Origin of the sequence: Brevibacillus sp. 7WMA2 (assembly GCF_010748895.1) — a bacterium.
Lineage (GTDB): Bacteria > Bacillota > Bacilli > Brevibacillales > Brevibacillaceae > Brevibacillus_B > Brevibacillus_B halotolerans.
Map to the genome: position 1 here is coordinate 4994760 of NZ_CP048799.1, position 13960 is coordinate 5008719.

Annotated in this window: 12 protein-coding genes; 8 read left to right on the forward strand and 4 right to left on the reverse strand. The window is 41.7% G+C overall.

Annotated elements, in window-relative coordinates; all coding sequences use genetic code 11:
• Window positions 1-114 precede the first annotated feature (114 nt).
• Window positions 115-1623, forward strand: a complete 1509-nt coding sequence (locus GOP56_RS21560) for a glycosyltransferase family 4 protein (RefSeq protein ID WP_163246600.1) — start codon at window positions 115-117, stop codon at window positions 1621-1623.
• A 173-nt stretch (window positions 1624-1796) separates the two neighbouring features.
• Here the strand turns inward: GOP56_RS21560 and GOP56_RS21565 are convergent, their stop codons facing one another.
• The 3 genes from GOP56_RS21565 to GOP56_RS21575 are packed head-to-tail and all read right to left on the reverse strand — an operon-like array spanning window position 1797 to window position 5564.
• A complete protein-coding gene (locus tag GOP56_RS21565; RefSeq protein WP_068792035.1) occupies window positions 1797-2630 on the reverse strand; it encodes a hypothetical protein in 834 nt (277 codons plus the stop codon).
• Window positions 2617-4263 carry a hypothetical protein gene (locus GOP56_RS21570; RefSeq protein WP_163246601.1) on the reverse strand — a complete coding sequence of 549 codons (1647 nt, stop codon included), beginning with the start codon at window positions 4261-4263 and terminating at the stop codon, window positions 2617-2619. Before GOP56_RS21570 ends, GOP56_RS21565 begins: the two co-directional genes overlap by 14 nt.
• A gap of 20 nt (window positions 4264-4283) precedes the next feature.
• Complete coding sequence (locus tag GOP56_RS21575) at window positions 4284-5564, reverse strand: O-antigen ligase family protein (protein WP_022584118.1); 1281 nt, start codon at window positions 5562-5564, stop codon at window positions 4284-4286.
• A 130-nt stretch (window positions 5565-5694) separates the two neighbouring features.
• On the opposite strand from GOP56_RS21575, the gene murJ reads away from it, so the two are divergent.
• A complete protein-coding gene (murJ, locus tag GOP56_RS21580; RefSeq protein ID WP_163246602.1) occupies window positions 5695-7221 on the forward strand; it encodes a murein biosynthesis integral membrane protein MurJ in 1527 nt (508 codons plus the stop codon).
• 116 nt (window positions 7222-7337) lie between these two features.
• Here the strand turns inward: murJ and GOP56_RS21585 are convergent, their stop codons facing one another.
• Window positions 7338-8723 (reverse strand): zinc ribbon domain-containing protein, encoded by a 1386-nt coding sequence (locus tag GOP56_RS21585; protein WP_163246603.1) that lies wholly within the window; start codon window positions 8721-8723, stop codon window positions 7338-7340.
• Between the two features lie 169 nt (window positions 8724-8892).
• On the opposite strand from GOP56_RS21585, the gene GOP56_RS21590 reads away from it, so the two are divergent.
• The 6 genes from GOP56_RS21590 to GOP56_RS21615 all read left to right on the forward strand — a co-directional run bounded on the left by GOP56_RS21590 (window position 8893) and on the right by GOP56_RS21615 (window position 13876).
• A complete protein-coding gene (locus GOP56_RS21590; protein ID WP_163246604.1) occupies window positions 8893-9255 on the forward strand; it encodes a thioredoxin family protein in 363 nt (120 codons plus the stop codon).
• Window positions 9256-9290: 35 nt separating this feature from the next.
• On the forward strand, window positions 9291-9689 hold the full coding sequence (locus tag GOP56_RS21595) for a hypothetical protein (RefSeq protein ID WP_254068504.1): 399 nt from the start codon (window positions 9291-9293) through the stop codon (window positions 9687-9689).
• 29 nt (window positions 9690-9718) lie between these two features.
• Entirely contained in the window at window positions 9719-10063 is a 345-nt protein-coding gene (locus tag GOP56_RS21600; protein ID WP_163246605.1) for a hypothetical protein, read from the forward strand.
• A 462-nt stretch (window positions 10064-10525) separates the two neighbouring features.
• Window positions 10526-11713, forward strand: a complete 1188-nt coding sequence (locus GOP56_RS21605) for a hypothetical protein (protein ID WP_163246606.1) — start codon at window positions 10526-10528, stop codon at window positions 11711-11713.
• Between the two features lie 59 nt (window positions 11714-11772).
• Window positions 11773-12318 (forward strand): RNA polymerase sigma factor, encoded by a 546-nt coding sequence (locus GOP56_RS21610; protein WP_163246607.1) that lies wholly within the window; start codon window positions 11773-11775, stop codon window positions 12316-12318.
• Window positions 12299-13876: a PepSY domain-containing protein gene (locus GOP56_RS21615; RefSeq protein ID WP_163246608.1), complete on the forward strand. Its 1578-nt coding sequence runs from the start codon at window positions 12299-12301 to the stop codon at window positions 13874-13876. Before GOP56_RS21610 ends, GOP56_RS21615 begins: the two co-directional genes overlap by 20 nt.
• The last annotated feature ends 84 nt before the right edge of the window (window positions 13877-13960 follow it).

Genomic DNA, 13960 nt, shown 5'->3' on the forward strand with positions numbered 1-13960 from the left:
GCAATATGACCGTACTTATGGTATGGTAAACGTGACATTTTTTTATAGACTTGTTTTCGCTTTAACAAGTGAATAATTGGGTTAGAAACGTGAATAAGGATGAGGAAAATAGATATGGACAAGCGACATAATGTATTAATACTCTCGTATATATTTCCACCAATTGGAGGCGGTGGTGTTCCACGTCCGCTTAAAATGGCTAAATATCTAGGGGAATTCGGCTGGGGTGTACATGTGCTTACTGCGGACCCGAGCTATCATGCTACCCTTGATCCTAGTTTACTGGCAGATGTTCCTACAGATGTGCACATCCATCGAGCAAAGGAGCTGACTGCGAAATTCCGTAAACCAGCAAACAATACGCAAGCATCGTCTGGTAAGCAAGCTGCTGCTAAGCAGGCCTCCAGTAATACTGCGGCAAGAAATAATGTATCCGATTCGAATTCTGATCGTGCAAAAGAACAAGGGGAAGACGACAGCAAGAGGGCTGTCTCAAAAGCAGAAAATGTCGCATTAGCTTCAAGACAACAGACTGAGGGAAGCGTTCAGCCTTCCTTGGTGGCACGGCTTACGAGCACATTATTTCAAACAGCCAAAAAAATAAAGCCGTACCTGCTTATCCCGGATGATCAAATATTGTGGTATCCTGAGGCATTGAAGGTGGGGCGTGAGATCATGCGCAAGCACCGCATTGATGTGATTTTCTCTACATCTGGTCCCGTAACAAACCATCTTGTCGCTCGTAAGCTAGCAGCAGAGTTCGGCTGTAAATGGATTGCAGACTTCCGAGATCCTTGGACTCAAAATATGCATCGATCAGGTATTGCTTGGCGTGAGCGTCTGGAAGAGCGAATGGAAGCAAAGGTCATGAAGCAAGCTGATGTTATTACAACAGTGACGGCTACATTTGCTGAAAATTTCCAAACGAAATATCCAGCTACCGCAAACCGAATGGAGCTCATTTATAATGGCTTTGACAAAGCCGATTTTGCAAAGCTGACTCCTGCACATACGGCACCCGATCGGTTTCATGCCGCTTATGCAGGTATTTTATATCAGAAACGCAATCCACGTTTATTGCTGGGTGCGATCAAGGAACTGATTGATGAAGGTCTAGTTGACCAACAGGAGATATGTCTTTCATTTGCAGGGGTCTTTGACTATCCGGGCTATACAGAAAATCGAGATTGCGTAGAGCAGCTTGGTTTGCAGAAAGTAGTCAGAGTGCTAGGCAATCTACCTCATAAAGAAGCACTAGGCCTGATGAGTGGTGCAGATACTCTATTGATGATCGGAGACGTGACTCCTGATGCGGGAGCTTATATCCCTGGTAAGCTTTATGAATACATGGGGGTTGGTAAGCCTATTCTAGCGTTAAATATGCCAGGTGAGGCGACGGAGATCATCCAACGCTTTGGTTTAGGGGAGGTAGCCAATCCTACTGATAAGGAAGCGATGAAGCGAGCGTATCTACATCTGTATCAGAATTGGAAACAGCAAAAGGAGAACGGGGCTAGTCCGCAACGCGATGAGAGCTTCTATGATCGTGTTAAGCTGTACGAACGCCGTGAACAAGCAGGCCAGCTAGCACAGGTTATGAATGAGCTAGTAGACGGGTACTAGGGAAGCTAAGAAAGCAGGTCCTGTGCAACAATAAACGAACAGCAAAAGCGTGTTGGAGTGTCACACACTCGCACGCTTTTTGTAATGGATCAGAACAAATACAAAAAAACTCTCTATCGGTCAGTAACTGACAAGCAATAGAGAGTTTTTATTTGTAATGCTGATCCTATAAATTAATCAAGTAAATATTTTTTCACTTCTTCTGGATCTTTCATTTTAATGTTTTCCCCATATTTAAAGAAAGTGAACTTAACCTCCTGATCCATGTAGCCACCACCTGGGATCGGCAGGATGATCCAGGTTTGATAGCTATGAATCAATCCATCGTCCTTCCCAATGCCCACAGTCATCTTAATGGTGGTGTTAGCCAGAATCTCATTGATATCAGGACGATCCTGTAATTGCTCCTTAAAGGCTGCAAAAAGATCGCTATCAGCCTTCTCTACCCATTCCTTACCCGTAATTTTGATCTGATACGGAATAGTCTCTGTGCTAATCACCTTTTCATCAGGCATCTGCACTGCTTTATCTAAGAAAGGTAACCAGGCTTCATAACCACGAAATACATCGATAGGAAGTGGTTCCTCGCGTGCAGTGATCCAATTGCCGCCTTTGAAAATATAGCGTTCGTCACCCTTACGGTAGTAAACAAATTCCTGACGAGCGATGCGACCAGTCACCTGATAAGCATCTGGGCCTTCCACGATACCATCAAACATACTTGTGGTCTCACGTGACATCATCCGATTTTTCACGTAGCCGCTAAACCAGTATTTACTAGGATCGACCTCTGTTTTGACACCATTTTTCATCATCTCAAAGGAAGATTTCCCCTTTTCCAAAGCAGCACGCAAAACGGCAGCAGGATTTTCAGCAGGGGTAATGCCGGCAGGAGCAGTATCTTCAAGCTTTACGAACTCCTTTGGAGCAGATTCATACGTACAACCGGAGAGGAGAGTGAGCGCAGTTATGCTCGCCAGCAACCATTTTCCCTTATTTTGAAGCATAACGAACCCTCCTCACGATACCAAAAGCAAACAGTGCTATGGTGATGCCAACAGCAATTGGGAAGACAGGGATCTGATGGCGTTTGAATACTAGAATACGATGATTATCGTACATCGTAGCAACCAGCTCGTTCTCCTGATCTCCGTCAATGTCTCCAACTTGCATTTTAATTAATGGTAAATAAATCTTCCAATTCTGCTTCAGACCATCCTGTGTATAGTCAAAGCCGGAGAGATAACGACGATCAAAGCTACTCACCCAGCTTTTTGCTTGGGCAATCAGCTCTGCATGTTCGTTTTTACCAATGCTTGCATAATTGGTTAATCGGAAGCTTGTATCTTTTTCGCTGCTTGCAAATAGCATCTCCCATTTACCGTCCGCGGTTGGGCGTAGGATATACGAAGGAACGCCGCCAATCAACAGCTCGTCCTTATTATCATGGTCGATGTCCGCTACCATAATATCGCTCATTGCAAGTCCACCCTTGAGGGATTTGCGATTTAAGCGGTAGCTTTCTTCCACAGTCGCATCAGGTTTAACGGTAATAACAGCTAGGTCTTCGTCCAATACCAGAAGTCCTTCTTGTCCATCAGGAAGGCGCATCGTGTCTAAAATCTTGGTACCACGAGTCTTGTACTGGAAGGAGATTTGACCATAGGAGCCAGTTAAAAATCCATTTTTAATTTCCACATCATGGAATTTGGTTAGCTTATTAAATTGATTGGTTTTATACGTATAACCATCTTGGTCAGTCAGCTTTTTATCCACCTGTGCTAGATCGAGCAATAAGGCGCGGAATGGCGCTGTACCGGACTGCATCATTGCTTCTGTGTAGCTTTGACGCTGTACGGTAGGAACTAATTGCTTCTCCGTTTGTGCGTAATATGGGAAACCAGGGTAGTCCGTCGGCATTTGTGCCAAAGCATTTTTCCACTGCTGTGGCGTAAACTGATCTTGCTTTAACCGTACAAGCTTGCCGTCTTTCCATTTTAAAACATAAAGCGAAAGAGGCTCATCTTTTAAATAGAGAAGCTTTTCGGCAGTTGCCTTTTTTTCTTCCGGTGTTTCTGGAATTTTATCTTCTTCTACATCTGCAACTTCATCTGCGTTACCATATGTCAGAATTTCCTTTGTTCCATCACCGTCAATGTCATAGAGGGTGATTGGGAAGTAGTCGACCCATTCCCCTTTATACAGACGGTCTGTTTCTGCTTTTAATACAAAATGATTAATCGCTGCCAGATTATCACGCGCATAGGTGAAATTAGTCAAGCAAGCTACTGCAACAAGTGCAAAAACAGCGTTCCATTTCACTTTCCCGTAAAACTTAACCAGTAAAGCAATGGCAATAATCGCTCCAATCGCGCCTATTACATATTTGACCATGATACGATCATCTAATGTGGTCAATGCTTTGTCTAACAGCAAAAAACCAATGGTAAAAATAATCACCTGACGCCGTTCCTTCTTATGAATAAGGAAGTACGTCCCAATAAGCAGTGGCACAAAGATCACGAGTGCAATCCATGACAGATCAATAAAAGCGACCTTGACCACCAAGTTATAAGCGATAAACAGGGCAAAGGCATAAACTGCCCAGTATAAGGTTTGCAGCCTAAACAGCTGTCGCATACAATTCACCTTTTTCTCGTTTAAGATCTGGAGCCAATTTTGCGGTTGGCGTACCGGAAGTCAAGAGTGGCTAGCGCCGCTACCATTCCGCCTAAGAGCCAGAAGAAGGTAGACATAAACGGCACTTCAAAGATGTTTTCCACAAAATTATGGAAGAACACTGCCAGAAAACCGCAGAATAACCCTAAGCCAGTATAGAAATACGGCGTGTTTTTCCAGCGCAGGGTCGCCTGAGCCGCATATTTAACAATGGCAAGCATCATGGAAACCAATAGAGTCAAGCCAATGATCCCTGTTTCAGCCAACGTTTTAAACATATAGCTGTCAGTATAGATGGTTCCAAAATAACGGGAACCCACGGCTCCGCCCCAATGACCAGGGCCAGCGCCAAATAATGGTTCTAGTCGCATCCGGTGGTAAGCATTCGTCCAACGCGCGACGCGGCCGCTTTGGCTACTCTTTTCCCAATAGTCCTCGGTAAACAGAGTAGTAATGCGGTTTTGTACCTTACCGATGACAGGAGTTGTCTCTGGTACAGCCAATAAAACAACACCGCCAATTATGGCTACGGCTACAATGGATAAGAAAACTTTCCGGTTCACAAAAACAGAGCCAATAACTAATACAGCTAAGAGAGCGAACCAAGCTCCGCGCGAGCCTGTTGCAATAAGACAAACCAGCATGATCAGGGATGTCAGCCCCCAAAGAAGCTTTTGCTTTTTCGTTATCCCTTGCAAAAATAAGCCGACTGCAATTGGGATGGTAAGGATCATGTAGCTACCCAATACGTTCGGGCTTGTTACAATGGAGAATGCACGTCTCTTCATTGATTCGTTTTCTCCTGTCCAGGAGCTGTTTACTTCCACCCCAAGCACAACCTGCATTACGCCAATCAAGGCTACGAATAGACCAACTAAGGTGAAGGCTTTCAAGAAACTCTGCATTTGTTCTTTCGACTCAATGAGATAGAAGCCGATTAATAATGCAACCATATATTGGAATATAGCTCGAAAACCTTCTACGCTAGCATTAAAATTAGTCATATCCATAAACATAAGTCCCAGGCCAAATATCAAAAAGGCAAGGAACGCATGCTTAATGCCAGGCATGGTACGGTGGCCTTTTGCATACGCAATAAAGGTAAACAGAAGGAGGACAGTAAGTACGCCTTCATCCCACAAAGAAACAATAAATCCAATCGGGATAAATTTACGCATTGCGTAATCAATGATAGGATAGGTGAGTAATAAGTAAATCCAGTTGGTAGGATTCATAACCAACTTTTTTAGATTCGTTTTCAAGCGAAGTCCCCCTACACATATGTTCGACCCTACCATTATAATGAATCATAAGATAGGGTAGCAAGGAAAAGAAATCTAGCGTTGTTAACTAACAGATAAGTAGCGCGCAAGAATTAGGAGATTACAAGCTGTGAATTTACTAAAAACTGCATCCATGATAGTAGTAATAACATTGATAGGACGCTTGCTAGGCTTTGTTCGCACACTCTATGTTTCACATTTGTATGGAACAGGAATGGAGGCGGATGCCTACTTTCTTGCCCTAACGATTCCCATGACCTTGTTCATGATCATTCCAGGAGCGATCAATGCAGTGATGATCCCCACTATGCGAGGAATACTAGAAGAGAATCAGACACAGAAGGCTTCTGTTCTCTACCATAAAATGCTTGCGCTCATAACCTTTAGCTTTTTTGCTCTGACTGTGGCCGGTTATTTCCTTTCTCCTCAGATTGCTCTGATGTATGGAGTAAGCGGTGAGAAAGCGGCACTTACCATCCGGCAATTACAGTTGATGTGGCCGTCTGTTTTCTTTATTGGTCTAGCTGGATTATGGGCAAGCGTCTTAAATGCACATCATCATTTTTTTACATCTACATTAGGCACGGTAGCGAACAGTGTTATTGTTATCCTTGCCATGGTTGCTTTAGTACCAATTGTTGGAGTAGATGGTTTATCAATAGCTACCACTCTTGGTTACGTAGCTGCTTTAGTCGTGATGTGGCCAGCCATGCGTAAATATGGCTATAGTCAACGGTTTAACCTGCAATATCGTCAGGATGCTGAATTGCGAAGCATGGGTGAACGGGTTGTGCCAATCCTCATTGGTTCCGTTATCTCGCAAACCACCACCTTTCTGGAACGTGGATTAACTACGGGGCTTGGAGATGGAAAGGTTGCGGCACTTTCTTATGCTAATCAGATTGCTCAGCTACCAATGGCTATCTTTGTTGGGGCGTTTACATTACCGTTGTTTCCACTGCTAGCCAATTACGTAAAGCGTAAAGAAATGCATTTAATGAAAGCTACACTGGAAAAAGGATTGTCTTATTTATTGATTTTGTTGTTTCCAGTGACAATTGGCTTCATTTTATATGGCGAAAATTTGATTAGTCTTCTATTTGTTCGCCAATCGGGTGCTTTTAATGAAGAAGCATTATCTTGGACTGCCTTTGGTCTTATTTTCTATGGCATGGGTCTTTATTTCCTAGCGGCCCGCGATTTGATTACACGTGCGTTTTATGCCTTAGAAAACACCCGTACACCTGTGATTGTGGGAGTGATAGGCATCGGAGTTTACGTGTTGACTGCCAAAATGTTCACCCCGCTTTTAGAGCACGGCGGTGTAGCATTAAGTGCTTCAGTATCTGCAATGGTGCAGTCCATCCTATTGTTTGTGTTACTCTGGCGCTCCATTGGTCAGCTTCTTACCTGGGACTTCCTTTTGACAGTAGCAAAGGTTTTGATTGCCTGCGCAGTTATGTCCGTTGTCGCCTTCATTCTCCGAGTTCTGATGCTGGAATCGGGTAGGCTTCTCGATTTACTGGTAGGCGGTACTGTGTCTACAGTCATTTACTTTACAGTGTTGTTTATTTTACGCGAACCGCTTGTGAAAGATATTGTCGGCAAGATAGCTGGACGCTTTATGAAGAAGTAGGAGACATTCTCTATCAAATGACGATTAGCAAGAGAAAAGGTTTCTTTCTATATAGAAAAAGGCATTCACTGTATTGTTTACGGTGAGTGCCTTTTCTCATTTCTATCACGTTTTGCCTACTTTAATTTCTTCACCTGATTAGGATTAAGACCAAAGCGGGACACTGATGCAGCACGAGTAGAGGCTAGCTGCCACTTATCTTTTATTTTGTGCAGCTCATATTCCCAGCATTGCTCATCCTGCCCGTGATCATCTATTTGATTCGTGCTAAGATTTTTCCATTTATCTTGATAAACTTCTCTGACCATTACTTTTAAATGGGTGTCATCTACTATTTCTAAAGAGCCAAAGTCAATTTCTAAATGAAGCAATTCACCTACAAAGACTTGTTTTAGAATGTCTGGTGTAGTTTCAAATTGCTCAACCTCACGCTCATAACTCTGTTTCTCATCGCCGTTTGGGGAGAGATAAGGTAAGAGAGGGTCAACGGTCGTTTTCGTCTTGGCATATTGCAGCCATGCTTTATTATAATTTGTAAAGAAAGCGGAGACATCGCCTTCAATATTACCTGCTTGAGAAATTTGGAGCGGTAAATCAATAAATGTATCTTGTTCGCCCAAGGTACCCGTCTTCGTTACCTCGCCGAGTGGTGTAGATGCTTTGACCGTAAATTCAAGAGCTTTTTTGGGAGCGTTTTTGATTAAAGCATCGTAGCCGGTAAAGCTCTTTTCAAAGGTAACGGGAATAGCCTGACCGTTATGGAATAAGGCAGCGTTTTTAACATTGGTGTACACCTTAATGTCACGAACAGGGAAATTCACTTTGAATCGTTTAGAACGACCATAATTAACATCAAATTTGATTTCGGTAGTCACTGTGCCGAGCAGGGTAGGTAAACTACCATTCATAAAATGCTCTCCCGGGAAGAAGGGGCCTACCTTGAAAGTAACTTGGTCTTCTTCGACATCCTGTTCAGATGTCTGTTTTTTCGCTTGTTTTTGATCAGACGGTTCTGATTGAGTCTCAGGAACAATCTCTACACCTTGCTCTCCTGTTGCTAGTTTGGTTCCTTTTGGTCCCATTAATTTCATGTAGATGGGACGTACCTGTACCTTGTATAAGCTACCTTCCTTTTTTAATACTAGTAAAGAATTTGCTTCTTCAGCATCGTCTAGGGCCTCTGGCTTATATGAGGGATTCGTTTGATAGCTCACAGCTTGATCGGCAAGGGAGCCTATGTATGTTTTCCAGGTTTCGGTATGCTGTGATAAATTTTCAATAATGCCAACTGCATTTTTGTCAGTCAATACGGCTTTGACACCAGTTGGAACAGTAGTCACTTGTAAGAAGACATCTGCTTGCTTCTGCTCTACCGCCTGTTTAAACAGCTTCACGACTGTTTCTGGATTTTTGTACACAGCACTACGTTGTTGATTAAAAACAAGAAAGCCTACAGCAACTATAAGTAAAATGGCAATAGGAATTATGATTTTCCATTTCATAGGAATCCTCCTTCTAAAAGAACCTTCTTCTTTTATTCTAGGTGATTATTTTCACACGTCAATGCAGGAAGTGGTTCATTGTAAAGAATGTTACAATATAAGTAAGACGAAACGCCGATAAAGAGGAAGAGAGGATTATGAATAAAAATGCTTAGGAGGAAAACTGACGATGAAAGAATACGTGACCCTAGAAGAATTGGAACAGGCGCTACAAGCATTTCCGCTCTGTCTAATTCTCCTTACCTCTAAGAATTGCGGTGTTTGCGAGGCTGTGCAACAAAAGCTACATACCTGGCTGTCAAAGGATCAGCCCTTACATCCTGAAGAACAGCAACCTCATATACTTGAAGGCTTTCATGTAAGCAAAGCTTCTATTGATAAGCTTCCTGAGCTGTCTGGAAGGTTCTTGGCATTTTCTGGACCCACCATACTTGTATTTGCCTATGGGAAAGAAATATATCGACAAGCGAGATTTATTCATATGCAAAAGCTAAGCGAGGCGCTCAAGCAAGCTAAAGTTATGATAGAATAAGAGAAGGTTAAACATGAAGAGAGAGGTAAGAAAAAGTGAAATCAGGTACCGAAGAGAAGGGATTGCCGAAAAGAATACGCCTTTGCGGACGTTACCAGATTAAAAAAATGATTTCGCAAAGCGAGCTGTCGATTGTGTATACTGCACGTCAGTTTGGCAGTAAGCATACGCGTGTTGTGAAAGAGTTTTTTCCGAGAGCACTTGCCTTACGTGATCTTGATCATAAGACAGTTTTTTGTCGGATGCCTTCTTTGCAGGAGAAATATAACGATCTATTACAGGCATTTATACGAGAAGCAGAAATCATAAAAGGACTGAATCATCCTAATTTTGTGTCATATGTAGATTCCTTTGAAGAGAATGGTACGGCTTACTTAGTAATGAATGATTGCCAAGGCAAACCAGTAAATCCGCTATTCCTTGAAGAGTTTTAGAGTAAATTATATATTTAAGGTGGGGAATCTTGGCAAAATTCTCTTTAGTACTTAACTCTAATATTAACAGTAGCTTGCTAATGACAATAAAGAAATACACAGGTGTATCTTTTTCTGAAATTAAAACCAATATTGCTGATAAGAAACCGATAATGGTCGTAAATCGCTGCAATAAAGAGGAACTAGAAAAGATGAAAGATTTAATCCAGATACTATCTAAGCATAAGGTCATATTCAGAATTCTAAAGCAAACTGACAGTGGGACTGAGGAATTAACACTAGAATTGTTCATGAATAGCTTTGAACGATCACGTCAAATTGCAGAAGATAGGGAACGTTTGGATGCGATTTTAGTAGAAGAGGACAGCGACTAATTAACAAGTAGTGTTTTCTGTTATTTCTTTTTTGTGTAACCATCGATTAACCTTGATTGGCTTCGTGCTTTACAAGGTTCCTTATCTAGTGACGGAAACCTAAATACTATAATGTAAATTTAGACAGGTTGAATTAATGTCGAGACATCTTTCTTGCCATGATCAACCTGTTTTTTCATATTTTTATTATGGAATATCAAATAAAAAATTCAATTTCAATATGCTATTCGGCAAAATATGATGAGGTTTTCGTACATTACGTTTTTCACAACAGATCTAACCCTGAGCCGACTTTGAACAACCCGGGGCTATTCCACGAGACGCAAAACGAACTCATCTCCCCACACCAATTCAATTGTATACATATCATTTTCCTAATAAAAAAAACAAAAAAGCTGTAACCATTTCCCGCTTGGTTCGACTAATAGAGGTTAAAAAAGGTAGAGATTGAGGAGAGATAAAATGAATACCCCCAAAAACAAAACGATGTCAGTACCCAGATATATAGCAATTGCTTCAGCTATAACACTACTTTCTGTACCGATCTCACCGGTTTGGGCTATAGATACGAAAACTACTGAGAAAAAAGTCACCTCTACACAAGGAGAGATCACCCAACAAGCTGATATCAATCGTCAGGTAAAGAGTGTGATAGATAAGCTAACGCTAGCCTTTCCCGAAATCAAGGAATATAAAAATCAGAAGATTGATCTTACAAAAAGGTGGAGTAAATTAATCAACGTAGAATTAAGCAAGAATGGTGCGGGTAACACGCCAATCGTCACTATTCAATTAGACAGACAAACCGGAGAATTATTATATTTCGGCTTTTTTGAACGAACAGAATATCCCAAGGGGACAAGTGTTTACACTTCCTTAAAGGGATCAGAAAAACAAATCACCGATGAAACAGCTAAACAACAAGCAGCCCTTTTACTAGAAAAATTGTATGGAGAAAAGGCAAAGAATTCTGTGCCTATTTCTATATGGAGAGAAGCCAAAAAAGAAGGGGAAGGCAAGCTAATTCCAGCTAAAACCCTGCCACCAGTCGTTAATTTCCGAATCAGCCTTCCAAATAAGAAAAATCTAACAACTTACGTTTCGGTACGTTTCGGTGAAAATGGTAGAATTGAAAGCTTGGATGCTGTAACAAAACCAATTTTATTTGATAAATGGTATGCGGCTGACCTCGAAAATCGGGACATGCCAAATGACGAGCTGACAAAGCCGGCACAGGCTATGTTTGATCGGATGCACGTACTTTACCCGGAATTAAGAGATTATCAAGTAAAAGAAATTAGCCTATCAACATATAATTCTTTTTATGATATTTCTTTTAAAAGGTCAAAGACTGATAAAAAAGAAGAAGTCAGAATGCAAATAGACGAAGAAACAGGCAAGCTTGTCTATATGCAATTTGAAAAACGCCCATCTGGGAAAGGAGCATCCCCAGAACTGGCCAAACAAAAGGCATTTGATTTCTTACAGCGTGTCCAAGGAGGCAAAGTAACAAGCTACACAGTTGGAAATATCATCATGCCGGGAACAAATGGAGTAACGCTAGTCATCCTAGATGGTCCAGCTCCTGAAAAAGAGCATTATGCCTTTGGGGTGGGGGCAGACGGTAAAATATACAGCTTCGATGGCTAATTGTTACTCAAATAGCCTGAGAGACTTATCAACAAGAGATTTTGAATGGAGGAACTGCATTGTATGGCGAAGATGTAAAACAGCAGGTGCTGTTCATTTATGAGCAGTATTATTTGGATGTCTATCATTTTCTGCTCTATTATACTGGCAATCAAAATGACACAGAGGACTTGACACAGGAGGTTTTTGTCCGTGTGATCCGTGCCTTGGAACGCTATGAGAGCAGGGCAAATATCAAAACATGGCTATTTGCGATAGCAAAGCACATTGCTATTGATTATCATCGCAAGAAAAGATGGAAAAGTCTGTTTTCCATTGATGTGCTAAAAAAACATGTGTCTTCAGATGGTTTGCCAGAAAAAGAAGTAGAAAGCTGGGAGGAGGAGCAGGAGTTGATCCGAGCGATCCAGAAGCTCCCACAGCATTACAGAATGGTTGTCATACTAAGAGGAATTCAGGGATACAGCGTCAGAGAAACCGCCTCCATCATGGATTATTCGGAATCACAGGTGAAAGTTACCTTGCATCGAGCATTAAAGAAGCTTGAAAAGGAATTAGCAGGACGGATAGGAGGGGAGCTGTACGATGGATTGGCAAAAAGATAAGGAATTGCTTGTTCGCTTAAGAAGATTACATACAAAAAACAAACCAAGTAAAGACTTTGTGGAAACGTTACGTGCCCGTCTAGAGTATCAGACGAATCTTGTGGTGCATAAAAGAAGCCGATTATTTCGGCCAATTCAATACGGACTGGGATTAGCAAGCATATTCGCACTTTTATTGTACCTATTTGCGCCTTCAATGCATAAAGAGGCTTTGCCACCTATGTCCAGCTATCCTACGAAACAGGAGTTTATTGCGAAGCCCCCTGTTGAGGTAGCAGATAAGCAAAAGCAACAGCAGGAACAAAAACAACAGCCCGTATCTAAGCAACCGATTTCTCTAAAGGATTCCCCTATCCAGAAACAAACGACGAAAGGAAAAGAACAAAACGATGTGACAACTCCAAGATCAGCAACAAAAGAGAATAGACAAGAACCAAACAATCCTACCCCGAAGGAAAAGGCATTGACCTATTTGCAAGAGCTCGGTGGCGAGGATGTAAGGGGATATCAAATAAATCCCGCACTGTCTGCTCCAGCTCGCGGATACATTTTCATGAACCGGATGGTAAATGGAATCCCTTTTTTGGCGGACAGTTATAAAGTGGAATTAGATGAATCAGGGCAAATAGAACAATCTACCATTACCAAAAACACAGATACGAATCTGAAATTTCCGTTGCCACAGCAAGCTATATCTAAAGCGACTGCTACACAATTATTTATGAAAAATATGAGGCTAGTCTACCAAGGGGATGAAAAGCCGCGTCTAACCTATGAATTTAATTTTTCGGGCTATATAGATGCGGTTAGCGGGCAAGTAAGAGAAGCGAAGGAAGAGGAGCAAGGTCAACAATCTAGTAAGCCTATTCCGATCGTAGCCCAGAGTAAAAAACTAATTGCTCATACCCCAGAGGAGGTTGTGAGAATCCTTCAACAGGAATTTGGCATCGCTGTATTTGGACCTAATGCGACAGATGATGCTGGATCTACGGAAAACTACAAACAATATTCCTGGCAAATGGAAGAGGGAAAAATACTTAAGGTTGAGACCCTTGATGGACAAATAATGGGATTTAGGATTAGTTCACCAGATGAGAAGGATGCGAATGCTTCTACCAATGCGATTCACAAGGAATTAACTGGAACGGCGACGAGGATCATCGAAAGATATATGGATGCCAATACGAAAGAGCTTCAATTAATCGACGTTAAAAAAGCAGGTTTGACTCAAACCTATCAATTTATAAGGTCGCATCAAGGTATACCCGTTATTAACCGAAGCTATTCGGTAACGCTTGATACCATAACAGAGAAGGTAATTGGACTTGATCTAGGCTATAGCCTACAAGGCCCTGCTACACTACCAGACAAATCGAAAGCAATGACGCCAGAAGCAGCAGCAGCTATTTACTTGAAAGAACGACCGCTATCTTTAGTCTATACCATGCTAGAGGATAAGAAGCAACAAAAAGTAACTCCTCACTTGGTTTATCAGATATATTATCATGACACACCTAGGCTATATGTGGATGCGGTGACTGGTGAAGTAATTAGATAGTAAGGTGATGTTACCTTCTATACCAGTTTTCTTGTAAGTTCGCTTTCTTTCTCCTATAATTAAATACGATAGTTTCTTTTACGA